Origin of the sequence: Hymenobacter sediminicola (assembly GCF_014250515.1) — a bacterium.
GTDB classification, from domain to species: domain Bacteria; phylum Bacteroidota; class Bacteroidia; order Cytophagales; family Hymenobacteraceae; genus Hymenobacter; species Hymenobacter sediminicola.
In genome coordinates this window covers 2,534,353-2,555,699 of the sequence record NZ_CP060202.1, presented here as the reverse complement: position 1 = coordinate 2,555,699, position 21,347 = coordinate 2,534,353, and the positions used below count along the sequence as shown (strand labels likewise).

Sequence of the window (21,347 nt, the reverse complement as noted above, 5' to 3'; positions counted from 1 at the left end):
AGGCGTGTGGGGGCAACAGCGAAATAACTGCAACTGGTTCACCGAAAGTAGATTCTGCTCTTTCTGCAGATCTTGAAGAATCATTCGCTTTGAACTAGGCGTATTCGCTACCTTTGCCTAGTTGGGCAGAGGCTATTTTGCGTCTTCTGCACTTCCTTTGCCCTTCCCCGCACGTCCCGCTACTCCTTGCTTTTTATGGCATCAGGTAAGACTTCTCCAACCACCCGTCGTTCGGCTGCCGCCAATCCGGCCGATACCAATTCCGCAGGCGCTTCTCCCGCCACCGTTGTCAGCGCTAAGGGCAAAGCCTTGAACGTTGATGATGATACTGTGGGGGATATCACGCGCCGTAGCGGTAGTGCTAAAGGCTCGAATGTGCGCAGCAGCGGAACCCTGGAAAATGCCGATTACATCAACGAGCAGCTCAACCGGGTGCTCTATGCTCTCGACGCCTTCAAAAAAGGCGACGTATCGGTGCGGCTGACCAAGCAGAACAACGACATCTTCGCCGAAATAGCTGAAGCCTACAATTCCATGGTGGAAATGATTGGTGGAGTAGGCGGCGAGGTGTCGCGCATTTCGAAGGTGGCCGGGGTTGAAGGCAACCTGAAAGCCCGTGCTTCTGCCGACAATGCCGCCGGTTTCTGGCGCGACATGATCAACAACATCAACGGCTTGGTAGACAGCATTGCCGTGCCGGTGTTGGAGGTGGGCAAAGTGCTCAAGAACATCAGCAAAGGCAATCTGGACGAAACCTTCCAGATTCCGGTGTCGGGCGACTTCAAGGTGATGGCCGAAACCATCAACAAAACGATTGACAACCTCAACCTGTTCGCCGGCGAAGTAACCCGCGTGGCGCAGGAAGTGGGCACCGAAGGCAAACTCGGCGGCCAAGCCAGCGTTCCGAACGTAGGCGGCATCTGGAAAGACCTGACTGATAACGTAAACTACATGGCCTCGAACCTGACCTCTCAGGTACGGGACATTGCCAACGTGGCCACGGCCGTAGCCAAAGGCGACCTGACCCAGAAAATCACCGTCGATGTAAAGGGCGAGCTGCTGCAGTTGAAGCAGAACCTGAACCAGATGGTGGACTCGCTGAACCTGTTTGCCGGCGAAGTAACCCGCGTGGCGCAGGAAGTGGGCACCGAAGGCAAACTTGGCGGCCAGGCGCTGGTGCCCAACGTATCGGGCATCTGGAAAGACCTCACCGACAACGTAAACAACATGGCCTCGAACCTGACCTTGCAGGTACGAGACATTGCCAACGTCGCTACGGCGGTTGCCAAGGGCGACTTGTCGCAGAAGATTACGGTCGATGTGAAAGGGGAGCTGCTGCAACTCAAGCAGAACCTGAACCAGATGGTGGACTCGCTCAACCTGTTTGCCGGCGAAGTAACCCGCGTGGCGCAGGAAGTAGGCACCGAAGGCCGCCTGGGCGGCCAGGCCAGCGTTCCGAACGTGGCCGGTGTGTGGAAGGAGCTGACCGACAATGTAAATAACATGGCCTCGAACCTGACCTTGCAGGTACGGGACATTGCCAACGTGGCCACGGCGGTTGCCAAGGGCGACTTGTCGCAGAAAATCACCGTCGATGTAAAGGGCGAGCTGCTACAGTTGAAGCAGAACCTGAACCAAATGGTGGACTCGCTGAACCTGTTTGCCGGCGAGGTAACCCGCGTGGCACTGGAGGTAGGCACCGAAGGCAAGCTTGGCGGCCAGGCCGACGTACCGAACGTGGCCGGTGTGTGGAAGGAGCTGACCGACAACGTAAACTACATGGCCTCAAACCTGACCTTGCAGGTACGGGACATTGCCAACGTAGCCACGGCCGTAGCCCGCGGTGACCTGAGCCAGAAGATGACAGTGGATGTGAAAGGAGAAATCCTGGAGCTGAAGAACATCCTCAACCAGATGGTGGACTCGCTCAACATTTTCGGTGACGAAGTAACCCGCGTGGCCCGTGAAGTAGGCACCGAAGGCAAGCTCGGCGGCCAAGCCAGCGTACCCCGCGTATCGGGTACCTGGAAAGACCTTACGGATAACGTAAACTACATGGCCTCGAACCTGACTTCTCAGGTACGGGACATTGCCAACGTAGCCAGCGCCGTAGCCAAAGGCGACCTGACCCAGAAGATGACGGTGGATGTAAAAGGCGAGATTCTCGACCTGAAAAACATCCTCAACCAGATGGTGGACTCGCTCAACATCTTCGCCGGCGAAGTAACCCGCGTGGCTCGCGAAGTAGGTACCGAGGGTATCCTGGGCGGCCAGGCATCGGTGCCGAATGTGAGCGGTACTTGGAAGGACCTCACCGACAACGTAAACACGATGGCCTCGAACCTGACCTCTCAGGTACGGGACATTGCCAACGTGGCCACGGCCGTAGCGAAAGGCGACTTGTCGCAGAAAGTGACTGTGAATGTGCGCGGTGAGCTGTTGCAGTTGAAGGAAAACCTCAACCAGATGGTGGACTCGCTCAACACTTTCGGCGACGAAGTAACCCGCGTGGCCCGCGAAGTAGGCACCGAAGGCAAGCTTGGTGGCCAAGCCGACGTACCGAACGTACGCGGCACCTGGAAAGACCTGACGGACAACGTAAACTTCATGGCCGCTTCGCTCACCAGCCAGGTGCGCGACATTGCTAATGTAACCACGGCCGTAGCCCGCGGCGACCTGAGCCAGAAAGTATCGGTAGATGTAAAAGGCGAGTTGCTCGACCTGAAGGACAACATCAACCGGATGGTGGACTCGCTCAACATCTTCGCAGGCGAAGTAACCCGCGTGGCCCAGGAAGTAGGTACCGAAGGAAAGCTCGGTGGCCAGGCCGAAGTACCGAACGTAACAGGCGTATGGAAGGACCTGACCGACAACGTAAACACGCTGGCGGCCAACCTCACCACGCAGGTACGCGGCATTGTGAAAGTAGTAACCGGCGTATCGCAGGGTGACCTGACCCAGAAGCTGACGCTGGACGCCAAAGGAGAAGTAGCCGAGCTGGCCGACACCATCAACCGCATGGTGGACGACCTGAACCGACTGGCGCAGGAAGTAAGCCGCGTGGCCAAAGTGGCTGGTGTGGAAGGCAAGCTGACCGAACGCGCCACGGTAGGCGGCGTGAGCGGCTCGTGGAAGGAAATCGTGGATACGCTCAACGACTTGCTCGAATCCATTGCCTCGCCGGTACTGGAAGTGAGCCGCGTGGTACGGGCCATTTCCGAAGGCGACCTGACGCAGCAGGTGGAAATCCAGACGGCCGGCGACATCAAGTCGATGGCCGACGCACTTAACCTCGCTGTGGATACTCTGAACGACCTGCTGGCGGAAATCAACGATTCGTCGCAGGTAGTGGGCACATCGTCGGAAGAAATGGCGGCGAAAGGGCAGGAGATGAGCCGGGTAACGGTTGACGTGGCTCTGGCCATGCAGCAGATGGCCGAAGGTGCTCAGAACCAGGCTCTCAAGACCGACCAGGCCTTCAAGCTGATTGAAGAAATCATGCAGGCTACCAAGGAAACGGCCGGTAAAGCCGATATCGGTATTAAGGCAGCTATCCTGGGTGAGCAAACCTCGCAGCTCGGTCTGAAAACCGTAGCGGAAGTGGTAAAGAACATGGAGGAAATTTCGGCAGCAGCGGCCCAGACGGCCAAAACCATCGAAGTTCTTTCGGTTCGCTCGCAGGACATCAGCAAGTCGCTGGGCGTGATTACCGACATTGCCTCGCAGACCAACCTGCTGGCTCTGAACGCCGCCATCGAAGCGGCCCGTGCTGGGGAAGCCGGCCGTGGTTTCGCGGTAGTAGCCGAAGAAATCCGGAAACTGGCCGAAGGCTCCCGCCGCTCCGCCTCGGAAATCGGCACGCTGGTAGACGACGTTAAGAAAGATACCACGTCGGCCGCAACCGCAATCAGCACCATGGAAGGCCGGGTACTGAAAGGCAAGAACGCCACCTTCGAGGCCAGCTCGGCCTTTAAGAACATTGCCACCAGCTCTGGCGAAACCCTGCGCACTTCCCGCGACATTCTGACGGCAACCGAGGTACAGAAAACGTCCATCGGCGACGTAGTGAAGTACGTGGAAGAAGTGGTAGCCATTGCCGAGCAGACGGCATCGGGCACGCAGCAGGTAGCCGGCACGGCCAAGCAGCTGTCGACCTCTATGCACGAGCTGACGGTATCGAGCCAGCGCCTCACCGACATTGCCGATGACCTGCAGTTAGGCTTGTCTAACTTCCAGCTGATTGAGTATGTGGAGGATGAGCCAGAGCCGGAACCACTGCCAGTGCGCCGGTCGATGCGCCAACAGCCAGCAGCTCCAGTAGCCTCCACTTCGTCTGAGCGAATGGTAGGACGGCGCGCTACAGCCGCTGCTCCTAGTACTACTGCTCCAGCTCCAAGTGGGCGCCGTACTAACACGGCCAAACCAACAACGGTCCAGAAGCCTGCTACTGCCCGCAAAGCAAAAGCCGCTCCCGAGGCCGCTAAGCCTGAGCGACGGGTGCGGGCTACTGCCTCTGCAGCTTCTAAGAACGGTAATGGCTCGGCCGCAGCCCCAGCTGCATCGGGCGAGAAGACAGTGAAGAAGGCCAAGGCCAAAGCCAGTAAATAATTTCTAGCAGCTAACCTCCGGCAAGGGGCAGGATCCGACTCAGGAATCCTGCCCTGAAACTGGAATATTTCCGTCGAATGCCTGACGCAGAACTGACTACCGACAAAAAAATCAAGCCGGATACCATCATTCAATTGATAGTGTTCCGCCTAGGCGAGGAGGAGTACGGGCTGCGCATCGAGCAGGTGAAGGAAGTAACCGTGACGCCTGAAATTGCGCGGATGCCCAAAACGCCGCCTTTCGTGAAAGGCATTGCCAACCTCCGCGGCGACATCATTGCCATTATTAATCTGGAAGAACGGTTTCGGCTCCGGCCTGCTGACGAGGAGTTGCCAACCGTTTCCTACACCCTTGCCATCGAAGCCAAGGATTATACCATTGGCATTGTGGTGCGCGAGGTGCCTCAGCCTCTATCAGTTCCGGTTTCCAGCATTGAAAAGGCGCCGGAATTCATACAGGACATCAACATCAACGACAAGTACATTGAGGGAATTGTAAAAATAGATGGCCGCATCATCATTGTGCTGGACATGTTGAAGCTGCTCACGCCCAATGAGATAATGCAGTTACAGCCTCGCTAGCATCTTTGCCCGCTGCTAACCGTACAAGGTCCAGTTTCTGACCTTTTGCCCTCTTTTTCTCTCTGATTTTTGAAATGCCCCTTATGAAAAACCGCATCCTCATCGTAGACGACTCTTTCTATATGCGCACGATGCTCAAGAATATGCTCACTGATGCCGGCTATGAGGTCGTAGGCGAGGCAGCTAATGGGCAGCAGGCACTGGAAATGGCCGCTTCGGCCAAGCCAGACCTCATTACCTTGGACGTAATTCTGCCGGACAATACAGGCTTGGACGTGCTGAAAGGCATTCGTCAGAATGACCCGGACGTGAAAGTGGTAATGTGCAGCGCTGTCGGGCAGGAGGTAATTGTAAACGAAGCACTGGAAAGCGGCGCTTCGGCATATATCGTGAAGCCCTTCTCCGAAGAAAAGGTCCTAGAAATCGTAAGTGGCGCACTGCAGACGGCAGAATAAGAGCCCTTTCTGATTTTCTACTTCGTGCTGGCAGCGTGATAATGCTCCGCGGCTTGTAGCACACTGGTATTCTTTATTTTCTCCGTGCCCGAACGTTCTCTTTCTTTCACCATCCTGCTTGGCAATCTGTCTACGGCTTTGCGGCTGGGGCTGACGCGCCTGCTTCAGAGCCAACCTGACCTGAAAGTGGTCAGCGCTGGCACGACGGAGTTGTTGGCGGTAGCTCGGCGTCTACGGCCGGGGCTGGTGATAGTGGGAGAAAGCCAGTTGCGGGATGTAGAGCAACTTAGCCATTACGCCTCTATTCCGGCGCTTCTGTACTGTGAGGGGCAGCCCTTACCCGGAATGTTGCGTGAAGCCGCTCGGTGGGGTGTTTTCGACACTATCCGGCCCAATAGCGTGCCCGCGGAATGGGGTGTCGAGGTGCTGCGAAAAGTACGCCGGATTATTCCTCAAAAACCTGCCAGAACGGTTGCCAAGCTGGTTTCTAAAAGTTTCATTCCCGGTATTTCGCGCGGCTTGGTTGTTATCGGTGGGTCTACTGGCGGCACTACGGCAGTAGAGCACCTAGTGCGGGGCCTGCCAGCCTCGTTGGCGTATTCCATTCTGGTGGCGGTGCATCTACCTGCTTCGTTCCTCGATTCTTTTGTGGAGCGGTTGTGCCGGGCAACGTCATTGCCCGTAGTAGCTGGCTGGCCTGGCACCGTTCTGGAGCCTGGGCAAATCGTGGTAGCACCCGGTGGCCGCAACCTGCTGGTAAAAGCAGCCACCAACAGCCCCTGGCAAGCATGGCAGACGGAGTACACCGCCGAACCTAGCCCGTCCGGTGATGAGCCATCTGTAGACTTGCTGATGCGTTCGGCAGCCCGCACAATTGGGCACAACGTATTGGGAGTAGTGCTGACCGGCCTCGGCCGCGACGGTACGCTAGGAGCACAGGCAATCCGGCAGCGGGGAGGCATGGTCCTGGTTCAGGATGAGGCCTCATCCGCTCAGTTTTCCATGCCACAGTCTGTAATTCAGCATGGTCTGGCCAATGCCGTGTTGCCTCTGGACCAGCTTGCAGCAGCCATAACGCGTCATACTTCCTTTTTCGCTCTGCCTGTTCCAACGGTTCAGTCTGTTGGCTCATTTCCTGTCCGCTCCTTTCAGCTATGAAATCACGCGAACAGGAATACCGCGAAATGTACATGGCCGAGGCGCTGGAAGCCTACGATGCCATGAGTCGCCATATCAGCGAGTTGGAGCGTAATCCGCACGACTCGCAGGCACTGAATGAGCTGTTTCGGCTCATGCATAATCTGAAATCCAACTCGCGAGCTATGGGCTACACTTCCATTGGGGAAGTGGCGCACCATATGGAAACCATCTTCGGGCTGATCCGAAGCAAGGAGCGCGAATTCAGTGGGAGTTTGGCCGCCGTCCTCTTTACCGGGGTGGACATGATAGGGGCCATGATTCGGGCTGTCGGAGACGACGAAGTAGTTCCTGACAGCAACCTGCTGCTCGACAATCTTGACCGGCTGGTACGTGGTGAAGAGCCCGTGCTGGAAGGCGAAATGGCCGACGAAGAAGATGCCACCCGTAAGCTGGAGTTATCGGACCTCGTCTACATTCAGATCAAGAAACTCGACCATCTGCTCAACTTGGTTGGGGAGTTGATAATTGACCGGGACCGTATCCTGACTCTGAGCCAGGAAATTGGCAATTCGGCCTTGCAAACCTCCGCCGCCCATTTATTCCGCATTACCGACGAACTGCAGTATTCCGTTATGGATGCCCGGTTGGTAAATGTAGGGTCGCTGCTGAACAAGTTTCCGCGGGTAGTGCGCGACGTAGCCAGCGCTGAGCAGAAGCAGGTGGAGCTTACCCTGAGTGGCCAGGATATTCAGATTGACCGCAACATCCTGCAGATTATCACCGATGCGTTGCTGCACCTCGTGCGCAATGCCGTTGCGCACGGCCTCGAAACTCCGGCGGAACGCGAAAAAGCCGGGAAGCCGACTCAGGGCCAGCTTACCTTATCGGCCCAGACGGAGCGCGACGACGTCTTGATACAGGTGACGGATGATGGCCGGGGAATCGATGTGGAGAGTGTGCGCCGCAAAGCGGTGGAGCGCGGGTTGGTAGGCAAAGAAGCCGCCCGCCAACTCGACGACAACGCTGTGCGGGCCTTCCTGTTCGAACCGGGCTTCTCGATGGCAAAAGAAGTAACCGAAATTTCGGGCCGTGGGGTAGGGCTGGACGTGGTAAAGCTGGCCATCGACTCGTTGGGTGGTCAATTGCGCGTCGACTCCGTCCTGGGCCAGGGCACCACGTTCACGCTGGTGCTGCCCACTTCCATTGCTGTGAAGGGGGCACTGCTTTTCGAGTTGGACGAACGTAGCTACGCCATTCCGCTGATGCACACCGACTCGGTGGTATCGTTGTGGCCCGACGACCTGCACGTAGTGGGCGGGATGCTGATGGCCGAAGTACAGGGCGAAAATGTGCCGGTTGTGAGCCTGCGCCGTCTGCTGCAAAATGGCGACGAGCCATTGCAGCCGGCTACTCGTGCCGAGGTACAGGGCCGTCAGGATATCATCATCGTGAACTACAATAACCGTAAACTGGGACTTATTGTCGACCGGTTTCTGCGCCAGCAGAACATCGTCATCAAGCCCATGACCAAACCGCTTGACACCATTGAATTGTTCGGTGGAGTTACCTTGCTCGGAAGCGGGCAGGTGTGCCTCGTACTGGATGTTCCTGCTTTAACTCGACTGTTTCTAGCCCGACGGCTATGAAAATGCGTACTGCTGATTCCGGACTAGCTGTTCCCAGCAACCTTCGGCCAACTGATTGAAATATATGGACTTGCACATGACAGAACTGGAGCGAGACGTCGTCCGTGAAATTCTGAACATAGGACTGGCCCGCGCCGCCGACTCGTTTGCGGTAATTGCCCAGGAGAAAGTATTGCTGGAAGTTCCCAGCCTTGATCTGATGCCCGGCAACGGGATACTGGACATGGTGCGTGAAATTCAGCAGACCAACGTCGCTATTCAGTCCGATATCCGGGGTGAGTTTAATGGCACAACGCTGATGTTCTTTTCGGGGCAACATATCCAGCGTTTGTCGCGGGTATGCCTGCGGATGGATACCCCAGCGTCTACGGCTATTGACGAGATGCAGGAATCCTTGTTGCTGGAAATCAGCAACATCATCACGGGAGCCTTAGTCACGCAGTTGGCCAATATTCTGAAGGCAAAAATCTACGGCGCGCCCCCCACGGCACCACGTGGCGACATTGCCAACTCGCTGCACAACTTGCTGGATGCTCAGCCCCAGGTCCAACCCCTGATATTCAGCGTCATTACGCAGTTTTCTGATAAGGAAAATTCAGTAGAGCTGCCGCTGATGCTGTTCTTTGACCGGCCGACTTTCGAGAAAATCCTCGAGATTATCCGGACGTATGATTTCTTCGGCGGTACTGCGAATTAGCTGCACCGACCTGTACTTTTCCCGATAACCACTCCTAAGTCCGGCTTACCGCTCTTATGGAGTGGTTATTTATTTTCGCACGTCTGTTTCCTTTTCCTACTACTTCTATGGCTAACACCACGTCCTCCAGCTTGGAGAAAAAATTAGCTGCTTTCGACCCCAACGCTCTGGGTGACACCCAGGGCGGCGTATATGGGTTGCCTTTCACGGTCGAAGAAGCGCAAGTCGTAATAGTGCCTGTGCCGTGGGAAGTGACCGTGTCGTACCGCGCCGGTACTGCTGAAGGTCCTGCGGCCATTCGTGACGCCTCGCTACAAGTCGATCTGTTCGACCCTGACCTACCCGATGCCTGGCGCATGGGCTTAGCTATGGAGGAGCCCGATGAAAAAACGGCCGATGAAAGCCGGGAACTCCGCCCTCTGGCCGAAGACTACATTGGCTGGCTGGAGGAAGGCGAGCCGGAAGAAAGTCACGCGAAGTTCTCGACGGCTCCTGTCCATATCAACCAGCGTGGAGAAGCGTTGGTGAAGTATCTGAAGAAGAAAACGGGAGCCTACCTCGACGCCGGCAAAGGCGTGGTCTTGCTCGGTGGCGACCATAGCACGCCGCTCGGCTATCTGCATGCCCTGGCCGAGCGTCATGAGGAATTTGGAATACTGCAGATTGACGCCCATTGCGACCTGCGCCCTGCCTACGAGGGCTTCGAATTTTCGCACGCTTCTATCATGTACAATGCCCTGAAACTACCGCAGGTTAAAAAGCTGGTGCAGGTGGGCATCCGCGACCTGTGCCAGCAGGAAGCCGAAATGGTGGAGCAGAGCAAGGGCCGTATCACTATGTTCCACAACCGGTTCCTGAGCGACGAGCGGTTTGCCAAGAAGTCCTGGAAGAAGGTCTGCGGCAAAATCATTGCCCAGCTGCCGCAGAAAGTGTACCTGAGCTTTGATATTGATGGGTTGGACCCCAAACTGTGCCCCGGTACTGGTACGCCCGTACCCGGTGGTCTGGAGTTTGAAGAAGCACTCTACCTCATCCGCTCTGTGGTGCGTTCGGGCCGCACCATCATTGGCTGCGACCTGAACGAGGTGGCTCCTGGCGACACGGAATGGAACGCTATAGTGGGTGCCCGGCTGCTCTACAATATGGCCAACTGGATGGGCGTCTCCCAAGGGCTGCTTCAGGACCGGGGCGCAGAAAAGTAACAGGCTGAGTGAAAGGACGAGTTTAGGAAAGAATTCGTGAAACCCTATCTTTCTGCGCGCTGGCCTCGTACACCGGCCAAAATCGTCCTCTGTTCCCTGTTCTCACACTTCAGCTACCTGCTCCTATGGTTGGTTTCATCGTTAAATTTCTGCTCTCTGCCATCATTACCTTTGTGCTGGCGAAATTCCTGCCTGGCTCTCACATCGATGGGTTTGGGGCGGCTATCATGCTGGTGATTGTGCTGGCAGTCCTGAATGCCATCCTCAAGCCTATTCTGAAACTGTTCGGTTTCCCGATTACGGTTCTGACGCTGGGCCTGTTTCTGCTGGTTATCAATGCGGTTATCGTCATGATTGCCGACTACCTGATTCCGGGCTTCAAGCTGGATGGATTCCTCTCGGCGCTGTTGTTTAGCGTCGTGCTTTCCGTCGTAACGTCCATCGTGGATATGGTAGTAGACTAAGCCTAAAGCGCTGCTACAGTATAGAAAAGGCCCGACTCTCCAGATGAGAGCCGAGCCTTTTTGTGCAATAGAAACAGGTTTTAGAGGCGACGAATCTGAGCCCCCAGCGCATTTAGACGCTTATCAATATACTGATAGCCGCGGTCAATCTGCTCCACGTTCTCAATCACGCTGCGGCCTTCGGCTGACAGCGCCGCAATCAGCAGCGCAACCCCCGCCCGAATATCGGGAGACGTCATAGTGATGCCGTGCAACTGCTTCTGCTGATCGAGGCCGATAACAGTGGCGCGGTGTGGGTCGCAGAGAATCACCTGGGCTCCCATGTCGATGAGTTTATCGACAAAGAACAGGCGCGACTCAAACATCTTCTGATGGATCAGCACCGTGCCTTTAGCCTGAGTAGCTACCACCAGCACAATGCTGAGCAGGTCAGGTGTGAAGCCAGGCCAGGTGTGGTCAGAAACGGTGAGAATAGAGCCGTCGAGGTACGTAGCAATTTCGTAGTGCTCCTGGGCCGGGATATGAATGTCGTCGCCGCGGAATTCCATCTGAATGCCCAGCTTGCGGAACGTATCCGGAATTAGCCCTAGCTCCGCAATCTGGCAATCCTTGATGGTGATTTCCGAACCTGTCATGGCTGCCAAGCCAATAAAGGAGCCGATTTCAATCATATCTGGGAGCATGCGGTGCTCGGTGCCGCCCAGTTCTGTAACTCCTTCAATGGTCAGCAGATTAGAGCCAATGCCGTTGATTTTGGCCCCCATACGCACCAGCATTTTGCAGAGCTGCTGCAGATATGGCTCACACGCGGCGTTGTAAATAGTGGTAGTACCTTTTGCCAGCACGGCGGCCATCACAATGTTGGCAGTTCCCGTCACGGAGGCTTCGTCCAACATCATGTAGGCGCCGGTCAGGCCATTTTCTGCCTTGATGCGGTAGAAGTCCAAGCCTTCCAGGGTGAGCTTGCCACCAAGCTTCTCAAGGCCCAAAAAGTGGGTGTCCATCGGCCGACGTCCGATTTTGTCGCCGCCGGGCTTTGGCAGCTGGCAGCGGCCGAAACGAGCCAGCATCGGGCCCAGAATCATGACAGACCCGCGAAGAGCCCGGCCCTGTTCCACGAACTCCGGTGTATCAAGGTAGTCCAGATTGACAGCATCAGCCTGGAACAGATACGTGTCCGAGGCCAGCTTCCCCACTTTAACCCCCATATCGCGCAAAAGCTCAATCAGCTTATTGACGTCGCGGATATCGGGAATATTGGAGATGGTAACAGGTTCAGAGGTTAGCAGAACCGCACACAGAATCTGGAGCGCTTCGTTTTTGGCGCCCTGGGGCACGATTTCACCTTTCAGCGGATGCCCGCCAAGTACTTCAAATGAGGCCATGAGAGAGGAGTTAGAAGTGGAGCACAGAAAAGCCTAGCGGGCATTGGGTACAGGCAGACCTGCTTCCTGCTTCTGTCTTCAAAAAATTACTGTGGAGGTTGTTGTGGTTCCTGACGGCCTTTTTTGCCGCCCCGGCGCTGTTTATCGCGCCGGTTTCCATTGCCGCCACCGCTACGACGACCTTCGCGCTCCTGGCGTGGCTGTGGCACAATAAATGGGGCCGGGCGCCCGGTCGTTGCCGAAGTAGGTGCGGCTGCCATTTCGAACAGTCCCTGGGCTTCCACCACAGCCGGATCAAGAGTGAGCTGGCCTCCCGAAAGGTCTTTCAAGTGCTTGAGAATGGTAGCGTCCTTGGCGTTTTCCTTGTTGTGGGAACGGTACAGGAATTTCATGGTGCGGCCGATGGTGATGGTGGCCTGCTCACGTTCCGTGGGGTCTTCCATGGTCAGTGCTTTCTCCACCATAAGCTCTACACCACGGCCATAGGCACGTAGTTTCAGCGTTTTCTCGGGGTAGGGCAGAGGCTTTGGGTGCTGGTGCAGCTGGCTGAGTCCTTTCAACTCGAAAGGTGCGTCCACGTCCAAGTCCTCATCGGCCATTTCGTAGAGGTGGTTCCAGACTTTCTCCTGCGAGTTGGGCTGGTCGCGCAGGGTAGGTTGCAGTCGAAAAATAAGCTGCACAATCTGCGTGGCGCGGCGCGTACGCTCGGCCTTGTCCTCAATGTCGCGCAGGCCCTGCACCAATTGGAAGGTGCTTTGGCCGTACTCGCGTTGCAGGAGTTCGTGTTTATGTAAGGTAGGAAGGGGCATTCGGGAAGAGTTGAGCCGGCAGCAGCCGGCACTTGTGCAATAATTAGGATGGTTGGTGCGGACCGGACGAAAAGCAGCGGAAGCTAAGAAAAAGTGCCTGGCTGTGATTCTCCGGCCGAAACCGCAAGCTGAGCGTTAGCCCAGTACGCGCAATTTCGCAAAACTCAGCAACAACGTCTTCTCGCCGACTTCTTCGAAATTGATAATGGCCTTGGTGGAGCCCGAAACGGTTTCCAACTTGGTTACTTCCCCAAAGCCGAACTTCGGATGCTCCACGCGCTGCCCGGTTTGCAGGTTGCTGGTATCAGAAGGCTTAAAGTCGGCGGGAGCTACGTATTTAGTGGCTGCTGTTTTACGCGGTGCGGCCGGAATGAGGTTGCTGCGCCGCTCAAATACATGTCCAAACGGCGACTCGCCCGGCCCGGCCCGGTCAGGACCTGGCCCCGCCGAATACTTAAAATCAACGTACTGCGGGTCAATTTCGTCGAGGAAGCGGCTTTTCTCACAGCTGCGCAGGTTGCCCCACTGGTAGCGGGAGGTGGCGTAGCTGAGGGTCAGCTTTTTCTCGGCCCGCGTGATGGCCACGTAGAACAGGCGTCGCTCTTCCTCCAGGTCAGCCCGCGACGTTATCATCATCTGGCTCGGGAAGAGGTTTTCCTCCATGCCTACGATGTAGACGTTGCGGAATTCCAGCCCTTTGGCCGAGTGAATCGTCATCATGGTCACCTGCTCGCCTTCGTTCTGAGCATCCTTGGTGTCGGCGTCCGTCACAAGAGCAATGTCCTGCAGGAAGGCTCCCAGCGTCTTTTCCTCGCGCTCCGGGTCTTCCACGAAGGCCTTGATACCGTTCAGGAGTTCCTGAATGTTCTCGTAGCGAGAAAGGCCCTCAATGCTTTTATCAGCATAGAGTTCCTCAATCATGCCCGAGTTCTTGGCAATGAACTTGGCTGCCTCAAAAGCATCGTCTTTCGCTGCTATGGCCGTGTATGCCTTAATTTTCTCGGCGAAGTCCACAATCGGGTTGGCCGCGCGGGCTGGCAGAAATTGGTCGGCGTTGGCTACCACTTCCCAGATGGTGTGGTTCGATTCCTCAGCCGCGCCGATCAGCTTGGCAATAGTCGTGTCGCCGATACCACGCTTGGGGTAGTTGATGACGCGGCGCAGGGCCTGCTCATCGTTGGGGTTCACTGTGAGGCGCAAGTACGCCACCAGATCCTTGATTTCCTTGCGCTGGTAGAAGCTCAGGCCGCCCACAATCTTGTACTTGATGTTGAGCTTGCGCAGGGATTCCTCCATGGCGCGGCTCTGGGCGTTGGTGCGGTACAGAATGGCAAAGTCATCATAGGAAAGATGCTGATTCATCTTGTCCTCGTAGATGCTCTGGGCCACCAGCTTACCTTCTTCGTTGTCGGAAGCGGCTTTCAGCACCTCAATCAGCGGGCCTTCCTCGTTGTCGGAGAAAACGTCTTTGCGCAGCTGGGCCTGGTTGTTCTTGATGACGGAATTAGCCGCCTTCACGATAATCTGGGTGGAGCGGTAGTTCTGTTCTAGCTTGAACACCTGCAGCTCCGGGTAGTCTTTCTCGAAGTTGAGAATGTTCTGAATATCAGCACCCCGAAAGGCGTAAATGCTTTGCGCGTCGTCGCCTACCACGCAGATGTTGCGCTCCTTGGCGGCCAGCTTGCGCGCAATCAGGTACTGTGAGTAGTTGGTGTCCTGGTACTCGTCCACCATCACAAACTTGAAGATGTTCTGATACTTGTTCAGCACATCTGGATGCTCCTTGAACAGCACGTTGGTCTGGTAAAGCAGGTCGTCGAAGTCCATGGCGCCCGCCTTGAAGCAGCGGTTGGCGTACTGCTGATAAATCACGCCCAGCTTGGGCCGCAGCGCCGCGTCATCGTCCTGCCGGATTACGGGGTCGTTGAGGTACTGCTGCACCGAAATCAGCTTGTTCTTCGCCGACGAAATCCGGCCCAACACCATGTTGGGCTTGTAGAGCTTGTCGTCCAGCTCCAGCTCTTTCAGAATCTGCCCAATCAGGGTTTTGGAATCCTGCGTGTCGTAGATAGTAAAGGAGCGGGGGTAGCCGATCTTGTCGGCCTCCGAGCGCAGGATGCGGGCAAAAATGCTGTGGAAGGTGCCCATCCACAGGTTCTTAGCATTCGGGCCTACTACCTTCTCGATACGGGCGCGCATCTCACGCGCCGCCTTATTGGTAAAGGTGAGGGCCAGTATGTTGAATGGGTCGATGCCCTGCTCCAGCAGGTTGGCAATGCGGTAGGTGAGCACCCGGGTTTTGCCCGAGCCAGCACCCGCTATAATCATGCAGGGGCCTTCGATTTGCATCACGGCGGCCGCCTGCGAGGGGTTCAATAAAGAATGATAATCCAGTCCCATTCGTCGTCAGTCAGAAACTAAGCTTTTTGGCTTGTTAGCAAAGGTACAGCATTCAGGGCGGGTGAGGAAACGGGGTTATCTTTGTAGCCACATTTCTCGCAGGCTCGCCTGTTGCCGCTTCAGAACTACCTAAGAGCAGCAACTTGTTCACGTTTGCGGACCTCTGCCGGCTAACACCTCATGATTCAGATACAGAACACCCTTATTTCCGACGACGTTCGGGACAATTTCTTCGTGTGCAACCTGGAGGCCTGCAAAGGTGCCTGCTGCGTGGAAGGCGACCTGGGCGCGCCGCTGGAAGAAGCCGAGCTTCAGATTCTCAAAACCGAGTACAAAGCCATCAAGCCTTTCATCACCGAAGCGGGCCGTCAGGCCATTGAGCAGCAGGGCACATACATCAAAGATTGGGAAGGCGACTACAGCACCACCACCATCAATGACCGGGAGTGCGCCTACGCCCTCTACGACGAGCGGGGTATCCTGAAATGCGGTATTGAGCAGGCCTATCTGGCCGGCGCTACCAGCTTCAAAAAGCCTATCAGCTGCCACCTGTATCCTATCCGCATCACCAAATACGACGGCTTTGAGGCGCTGAACTACGACCGGTGGGGCATCTGCAACCCCGCCTGCGCCAACGGGGCCAACCTGGGCGTGAGGGTCTACCAATTTCTCAAGGAGCCCCTCATCCGCAAGTACGGCGAGGATTGGTACGGCGAGCTGGTGCACGAAATTGAGCACGGAGACGCCAAGGCATAAGCGCTAAACAAAGCAACCAAAAAGACCGGCCATCTGGCCGGTCTTTTTGGTTTAGAACAAAGCAGTGTTCTTACAGCTCCGAGAAGTCGAAGGAAGTTTCCAGGAACTTCGTGGTGAAGTCGCCGGCCTTGAAACTCTCGTTGTCCATCAGTTTCAGGTGAAACGGAATCGTGGTTTTCACGCCTTCCACCACAAACTCGCTCAGAGCGCGCTTCATCTTCACGATGCACTCCTCACGGGTCTGGGCCACGGTGATGAGCTTGGCAATCATCGAGTCGTAGTTCGACGGAATCTGGTAGCCAGCATACACGTGCGTGTCTACGCGCACGCCGTGGCCACCGGGGATGTGCAGCGTCGTGATTTTGCCGGGAGAAGGGCGGAAGTCCTTGGTCGGGTCTTCGGCGTTGATGCGGCACTCCATAGCGTGCATGCGGGGGTAGTAGTTGTCGCCCGAAATCGGGATGCCCGCTGCTACCTTGATCTGCTCCTTGATGAGGTCGTAGTTGATGATTTCCTCCGTCACGGGGTGCTCCACCTGAATCCGGGTGTTCATCTCCATGAAGTAGAAGTCACGGTTTTTGTCGACCAGGAATTCAATGGTACCCACACCTTCGTAGTTAATGGCTGAGGCACCTGCAATAGCTGCCTTTCCCATCTTCTCACGGAGCTCATCGGTCATGAACGGCGAAGGAGCCTCTTCTACCAGCTTCTGGTGGCGGCGTTGAATCGAGCAGTCACGCTCCGACAGGTGGCACACCCGCCCGAACTGGTCACCACAGATCTGGATTTCGATGTGGCGGGGTTCTACTACAAATTTCTCCAGGTACACGCCGTCGTTGCCGAAAGCCGCTTTGGCTTCGGTGCGGGCATCGTTCCAGGCTTTCTCAAACTCATCTTCGGAGTTGATGATGCGCATACCGCGCCCACCGCCCCCGGCCGTTGCCTTGAGAATAACCGGGTACTTGATTTTGGCGGCAATCTTCTTGCCCTGCTCCACAGAATCCAGCAGACCCACGGAGCCCGGAATGCAGGGTACGCCGGCCTTAATCATAGTGGCCTTGGCCGAAGCCTTGTCGCCCATCTGGTTGATCATCTCAGGCGACGCCCCAATGAATTTGATGCCGTTTTCCTGGCAAACACGCGAGAATTCCGCGTTTTCGCTCAGGAAACCGTAGCCCGGATGAATAGCATCGGCGTTGGTTATTTCGGCGGCGGCAATCAGCGTCGGGATGCTTAGGTAGCTCTGCGACGAAGGCGGCGGGCCGATGCATACGGCCTCATCGGCGAAGCGTACGTGCAGGCTTTCCTTGTCGGCAGTGGAATACACCGCAACCGTTTTGATGCCCATTTCCTTGCAGGTACGAATGATACGCAGTGCAATTTCGCCCCGGTTGGCAATCAGTATTTTCTTGAACACAGCTCTAGGGTAGATGCGAGAAATAAGAGCTTAGAACTTAGAAGCGAGTGGCCTAGGGCCAACTCAGCAGTTCTAAGCTCTAAGCTCTTATTTCTCAGTTCCAAAATTACATCGGCTCAATCAGGAATAGCGGCTGGTCGTACTCCACAGGAGAAGCATTTTCGACCATGGCTTTCACTACGCGACCACTCTGCTCGGCTTCAATTTCGTTGAAGAGCTTCATGGCTTCGATGATGCAGATTACCTGTCCTTTTTCTACCAAGTCACCCACCTGCACGAAGGCCGGCGAATCGGGGCTGTTGCTGCGGTAGAAGGTGCCAATCATCGGTGATTTCAGCGGCACGTAGGCGGTGCTCGCGGCTTCCGTAGGAGCCGAAGCCGGAGCCGAGGCAGGGGCTGCTGCCGGAGCGGCCACCGGTGCTGCTGCCGGGGTAGTGGGCGCAGGCGCTGCTGCTACCATACCACTGCTCACCACCTTTGTGCTGGGCTCGCGCTGAACCGAAATTTTGAATTCTTCGGTTTCGATGTTGACTTTGTTCAGTCCCGACTTCGCAATGAAATCGATGAGTTCCTGGAGTTCTTTGGCTTTCATGGCAGAAGGCTTGAGGGGCTGCTTACTTGACTCTTTCGACATAGGAGTAGTCGCTGGTCTTGATGCGGATTTTGGTATCGGTATCAATGAACAGGGGCACCTGGATTCGGGCACCGGTTTCTACAATAGCAGGCTTGAGTGTGTTGGTAGCGGTGTCGCCCTTCAGGCCGGGCTCAGTATACGTTACCATCAACTCTACCGTGGTCGGCAGCTCGGCCGTGAGAGGCTGCTCGGTCTCGGCATGAAACAGGATGGTAGCCACCTGTCCTTCCTTCATCAGGTCGGCAAAAGGCACCATGGCTTCCGGCAGCACTACTTGCTCAAACGACTCGTTGTCCATGAACGTGTAGCCGTAGTCGTCTTTATACAGGTACTGGTGCGGGCGTTGCTCCACGCGGGCCGTCTCTACCTTTACGCCGGCATTAAACGTGTTATCAAGTACACGGCCGGTTTTGATGTTGCGAAGCTTGGTCCGCACGAAGGCCGGGCCTTTGCCCGGTTTCACATGCTGGAATTCGGTGATGACATGCAACTCGCCGTTGTAGTTGAGAACGAGCCCGTTGCGGAAATCTGCAGTAGTGGCCATGATGGGAATGGAGTGAGTGGTAAACGCTCTGAACCAAAAGCGGGACGGATCCTGATACTCAGTTGGAAACAGGCCCAGAGCAGCTAGCCAGATGATGCGTACTTTTTAGTTCAAAAGGAAGTGCCGTCCCGGTAAGATGGCGGGGCGGCACGACGGGAGTGCAAGTATAGAGTATTTCCGTTTTCGCGCCGCTATGTTACGCGCTTTGCGGGTCAGGTTTGGGGTCATAAGCCCATTTTATGTACACCGAACCCCATGTGAAGCCGCCGCCAAAGGCCGCCAGAATCAGGTTGTCGCCTTTGTGCAACTGCGACTCATAATCGGCGAGGCAGAGCGGAATGGTACCGTTGGTGGTGTTGCCGTAGCGCTGGATGTTAAGCATCACCTTTTCAGGTCCTACGCCCATACGGTTGGCGGTAGCATCGATGATGCGCTTGTTGGCTTGGTGCGGTACCAGCCACGCCACATCGTCGTGGGTGAGGTGGTTGCGTTCCATCACCTGAGCGGCTACGTTGGCCATGTTGGTCACGGCAAACTTAAACACGGTAGCGCCTTCCTGGTACACAAAATGCTCCCGGTTGGCTACCGTTTCGGCAGAAGGTGGGCGGCGGCTGCCGCCGGCTTTCTGGTGCAGATACTGCTCGCCGTTACCATCGGAACGCAGCACCTGGTCCAGTACGCCGAAGCCATCCGTGTTTGGCTCCAGCAGCACGGCCCCAGCGCCGTCCCCGAAGATGATGCAGTTGGCCCGGTCGGTGTAGTCAATAATAGACGACATTTTATCAGCCCCCACCACTACCACTTTGCGGTAGGTGCCGGTCTGGATGTACTGGGCGCCGGTAGCCAGCGCAAACAGAAAGCCAGAGCAGGCGGCCTGCATGTCAAAGCTGAATGCCTTGGTGGTGCCTACTGCGGCCGAAACAATGTTGGCCGTAGCCGGAAACACCAGATCAGGAGTCGTAGTAGAGCAAATCAGCAGGTCAATTTCTTCGGCTTTGGTACCGGTCTTTTCGAGCAGCTGCTGCACCGCCTTAATGGCCATCACGGAGGTGCCTTGGTTTTCGCCTTTCAGAATGCGGCGCTCCTTAATACCCGTGCGCGTCGTAATCCACTCGTCGGTAGTATCAACCAGCGTCTCGAGTTCCTGATTCGTAAGCACATAATCGGGCACATAAGCGCCCACTCCGGTGATGGCAGCGGTGATTTTCATTGAAGAAAAAACGGAAAACGCGGCAAGAAAAAATCCGGCCGGGGCCGGACTTAGTCAATTATGACTTGAAGGTATTCTTTATCTGGTCAGAAATACCAGAATGAGCCATTTGGTAGCCCTGCAACAGCATGTTGCAGATAGCCAGCGGTGTGCTGACACCGTGCCCGATAATGGCGTTATCGTTGATACCCAGAATAGGGGAGCCCCCAATGGCTTCGTAGTTGAATTTATCGAAGAAAGGGTCGTGCAATTGCTTTTCAGCAATGATATCGTAGACCGATTCTGCCATTTTCAGCATCACGTTTCCTGTGTATCCATCACAGACAATTACATCGGCCTTGTCATTGAACAAGTCACGGCCTTCGATATTGCCAATGAAGTGGATGTGCGGGTTTACTTTTAGCAGCTGATGAGCTGCTTGAGTAATAGTGGTGCCTTTGCCTTCTTCCTCGCCCAAGTTCATCAACCCGACTTTAGGAGCCGTAATGCCCAGAACATGCTGCGCATACAATGACCCTAGCTCCCCGAACTGCTCCAGCATTTCCGGTTTGCACTCCGCATTAGCACCTACATCAAGCAGGATACCCATACCACCGTGCAACTTAGGAACGAAGTTGGCAATTGCCGGGCGCATTACGCCGGGCACAGCTTTCACGCTGAACATGGCACCCACAAGCATGGCACCGGTGTTGCCGGCTGAGCAGAACGCTTCGACTTCACCGGCATGCAGCATCCGGTAGCCTACAGCAATGCTGGAGTCCTGCTTTTGCTGGTAAGCTTTAGCAGGATGCTCCCCCATTTCGATGATCTGCGAAGCCGAAACCAGTTCCAGACTGGCAGCGTCTGCACCATGCTGATCCAGCAAAGGGCGAACGGCAGCCTCCTGGCCGATGAGCACGATTTGCGCTTTGCCAACGAGCTTAGCGGCCGCCAAAATGGCGCCTTCCACTGCGGCCTGGGGCGCAAAATCGCCCCCCATAGCGTCCAGGGCTATTTTCATGTACGGGGTATCAAGAAGGAGTCGAGGGAGAGGAACCGAACCGGGCAGCGCAACCCCGGCTTCTCAGGCAATGAAAAGCCGGGGCAACTGGCAGCTAGCCGGAAGACGAAAACTATTCTTCGTCGTTGTCGGACGCAGCAGCGGCGGCAGCTACAGGAGCATAGTCCTTGATAGCTACTTTGCCGTGCAGGTACAGGTCGCCGTCTACCACATAAGCCTTGTGGCGCAGGTGCAGTTCGCCGGTAGTAGTGCAGATAGATACTGCTTTAGGGGTCAGTTTGTCGTGGGCGCGACGCTTGTTCCGCTTAGCGGAGGAGGTCCGGCGTTTAGGATGTGCCATGGCTGAAAAAAGGTATTAAAAGCAAAGAGAAAATGTACAGGCAAAAAAGTCGAGCGGAG

18 protein-coding genes are annotated in these 21,347 nt (G+C 55.9%); 9 read left to right on the top strand and 9 right to left on the bottom strand.

What is annotated here, in order from left to right; genetic code table 11:
- The first annotated feature begins 195 nt into the window (after nt 1-195).
- The 8 genes from H4317_RS10865 (at nt 196) to H4317_RS10830 (ending at nt 10,793) form a co-directional block, all read left to right on the top strand.
- A complete protein-coding gene (locus tag H4317_RS10865) occupies nt 196-4,608 on the top strand; it encodes a methyl-accepting chemotaxis protein (RefSeq protein WP_260625633.1) in 4,413 nt (1,470 codons plus the stop codon).
- Nucleotides 4,609-4,685: 77 nt separating this feature from the next.
- A complete protein-coding gene (locus H4317_RS10860) occupies nt 4,686-5,189 on the top strand; it encodes a chemotaxis protein CheW (RefSeq protein ID WP_185886569.1) in 504 nt (167 codons plus the stop codon).
- Between the two features lie 83 nt (nt 5,190-5,272).
- On the top strand, nt 5,273-5,644 hold the full coding sequence (locus H4317_RS10855) for a response regulator (protein ID WP_185886567.1): 372 nt from the start codon (nt 5,273-5,275) through the stop codon (nt 5,642-5,644).
- Nucleotides 5,645-5,728: 84 nt separating this feature from the next.
- Nucleotides 5,729-6,802: a chemotaxis protein CheB gene (locus H4317_RS10850; protein ID WP_185886565.1), complete on the top strand. Its 1,074-nt coding sequence runs from the start codon at nt 5,729-5,731 to the stop codon at nt 6,800-6,802.
- Nucleotides 6,799-8,430 carry a chemotaxis protein CheA gene (locus tag H4317_RS10845; RefSeq protein ID WP_185886563.1) on the top strand — a complete coding sequence of 544 codons (1,632 nt, stop codon included), beginning with the start codon at nt 6,799-6,801 and terminating at the stop codon, nt 8,428-8,430. Before H4317_RS10850 ends, H4317_RS10845 begins: the two co-directional genes overlap by 4 nt.
- Before the next feature lie 64 nt (nt 8,431-8,494).
- On the top strand, nt 8,495-9,127 hold the full coding sequence (locus H4317_RS10840; RefSeq protein ID WP_211539185.1) for a chemotaxis protein CheC: 633 nt from the start codon (nt 8,495-8,497) through the stop codon (nt 9,125-9,127).
- Between the two features lie 107 nt (nt 9,128-9,234).
- A complete protein-coding gene (locus H4317_RS10835) occupies nt 9,235-10,329 on the top strand; it encodes an agmatinase family protein (RefSeq protein WP_185886560.1) in 1,095 nt (364 codons plus the stop codon).
- Nucleotides 10,330-10,454: 125 nt separating this feature from the next.
- Entirely contained in the window at nt 10,455-10,793 is a 339-nt protein-coding gene (locus H4317_RS10830) for a phage holin family protein (RefSeq protein WP_185886558.1), read from the top strand.
- 80 nt (nt 10,794-10,873) lie between these two features.
- On the opposite strand, the gene murA is transcribed toward H4317_RS10830, so the two are convergent.
- The 3 genes from murA to H4317_RS10815 form a co-directional block, all read right to left on the bottom strand.
- Complete coding sequence (gene murA / locus H4317_RS10825; RefSeq protein ID WP_185886556.1) at nt 10,874-12,178, bottom strand: UDP-N-acetylglucosamine 1-carboxyvinyltransferase; 1,305 nt, start codon at nt 12,176-12,178, stop codon at nt 10,874-10,876.
- An 86-nt stretch (nt 12,179-12,264) separates the two neighbouring features.
- Complete coding sequence (locus H4317_RS10820; protein ID WP_185886553.1) at nt 12,265-12,987, bottom strand: DUF4290 domain-containing protein; 723 nt, start codon at nt 12,985-12,987, stop codon at nt 12,265-12,267.
- Between the two features lie 135 nt (nt 12,988-13,122).
- A complete protein-coding gene (locus tag H4317_RS10815; protein WP_185890010.1) occupies nt 13,123-15,381 on the bottom strand; it encodes an ATP-dependent helicase in 2,259 nt (752 codons plus the stop codon).
- Nucleotides 15,382-15,567: 186 nt separating this feature from the next.
- On the opposite strand from H4317_RS10815, the gene H4317_RS10810 reads away from it, so the two are divergent.
- Nucleotides 15,568-16,143 carry a DUF3109 family protein gene (locus H4317_RS10810; RefSeq protein WP_185886551.1) on the top strand — a complete coding sequence of 192 codons (576 nt, stop codon included), beginning with the start codon at nt 15,568-15,570 and terminating at the stop codon, nt 16,141-16,143.
- Nucleotides 16,144-16,213: 70 nt separating this feature from the next.
- Here the strand turns inward: H4317_RS10810 and accC are convergent, their stop codons facing one another.
- From accC to rpmF, 6 genes are all read right to left on the bottom strand, one after another.
- Nucleotides 16,214-17,560, bottom strand: coding sequence for an acetyl-CoA carboxylase biotin carboxylase subunit (gene accC / locus H4317_RS10805; RefSeq protein ID WP_185886549.1), 1,347 nt, complete (start codon nt 17,558-17,560; stop codon nt 16,214-16,216).
- Nucleotides 17,561-17,666: 106 nt separating this feature from the next.
- Nucleotides 17,667-18,152 (bottom strand): acetyl-CoA carboxylase biotin carboxyl carrier protein, encoded by a 486-nt coding sequence (gene accB, locus H4317_RS10800; protein ID WP_185886547.1) that lies wholly within the window; start codon nt 18,150-18,152, stop codon nt 17,667-17,669.
- 22 nt (nt 18,153-18,174) lie between these two features.
- Nucleotides 18,175-18,738: an elongation factor P gene (gene efp, locus H4317_RS10795; RefSeq protein ID WP_185886544.1), complete on the bottom strand. Its 564-nt coding sequence runs from the start codon at nt 18,736-18,738 to the stop codon at nt 18,175-18,177.
- A gap of 196 nt (nt 18,739-18,934) precedes the next feature.
- Entirely contained in the window at nt 18,935-19,948 is a 1,014-nt protein-coding gene (locus H4317_RS10790) for a beta-ketoacyl-ACP synthase III (RefSeq protein ID WP_185886542.1), read from the bottom strand.
- A gap of 58 nt (nt 19,949-20,006) precedes the next feature.
- On the bottom strand, nt 20,007-20,948 hold the full coding sequence (gene plsX, locus H4317_RS10785; RefSeq protein ID WP_185886539.1) for a phosphate acyltransferase PlsX: 942 nt from the start codon (nt 20,946-20,948) through the stop codon (nt 20,007-20,009).
- A gap of 112 nt (nt 20,949-21,060) precedes the next feature.
- Entirely contained in the window at nt 21,061-21,288 is a 228-nt protein-coding gene (gene rpmF, locus H4317_RS10780) for a 50S ribosomal protein L32 (protein WP_185886537.1), read from the bottom strand.
- Nucleotides 21,289-21,347: the final 59 nt, after the last annotated feature.

What these genes read in the sequence shown, in the direction of transcription:
- H4317_RS10830 (WP_185886558.1), top strand. Translation starts at nt 10,455, where the DNA reads ATGGTTGGTTTCATCGTTAAATTTCTGCTCTCTGCCATCATTACCTTT.
- accB (WP_185886547.1), bottom strand. Translation starts at nt 18,152, where the DNA reads ATGAAAGCCAAAGAACTCCAGGAACTCATCGATTTCATTGCGAAGTCG.
- H4317_RS10840 (WP_211539185.1), top strand. Translation starts at nt 8,495, where the DNA reads ATGGACTTGCACATGACAGAACTGGAGCGAGACGTCGTCCGTGAAATT.
- H4317_RS10790 (WP_185886542.1), bottom strand. Translation starts at nt 19,948, where the DNA reads ATGAAAATCACCGCTGCCATCACCGGAGTGGGCGCTTATGTGCCCGAT.
- H4317_RS10855 (WP_185886567.1), top strand. Translation starts at nt 5,273, where the DNA reads ATGAAAAACCGCATCCTCATCGTAGACGACTCTTTCTATATGCGCACG.
- H4317_RS10820 (WP_185886553.1), bottom strand. Translation starts at nt 12,987, where the DNA reads ATGCCCCTTCCTACCTTACATAAACACGAACTCCTGCAACGCGAGTAC.
- rpmF (WP_185886537.1), bottom strand. Translation starts at nt 21,288, where the DNA reads ATGGCACATCCTAAACGCCGGACCTCCTCCGCTAAGCGGAACAAGCGT.
- H4317_RS10860 (WP_185886569.1), top strand. Translation starts at nt 4,686, where the DNA reads ATGCCTGACGCAGAACTGACTACCGACAAAAAAATCAAGCCGGATACC.
- H4317_RS10810 (WP_185886551.1), top strand. Translation starts at nt 15,568, where the DNA reads ATGATTCAGATACAGAACACCCTTATTTCCGACGACGTTCGGGACAAT.
- H4317_RS10865 (WP_260625633.1), top strand. Translation starts at nt 196, where the DNA reads ATGGCATCAGGTAAGACTTCTCCAACCACCCGTCGTTCGGCTGCCGCC.
- H4317_RS10845 (WP_185886563.1), top strand. Translation starts at nt 6,799, where the DNA reads ATGAAATCACGCGAACAGGAATACCGCGAAATGTACATGGCCGAGGCG.
- plsX (WP_185886539.1), bottom strand. Translation starts at nt 20,948, where the DNA reads ATGAAAATAGCCCTGGACGCTATGGGGGGCGATTTTGCGCCCCAGGCC.
- efp (WP_185886544.1), bottom strand. Translation starts at nt 18,738, where the DNA reads ATGGCCACTACTGCAGATTTCCGCAACGGGCTCGTTCTCAACTACAAC.
- murA (WP_185886556.1), bottom strand. Translation starts at nt 12,178, where the DNA reads ATGGCCTCATTTGAAGTACTTGGCGGGCATCCGCTGAAAGGTGAAATC.
- H4317_RS10835 (WP_185886560.1), top strand. Translation starts at nt 9,235, where the DNA reads ATGGCTAACACCACGTCCTCCAGCTTGGAGAAAAAATTAGCTGCTTTC.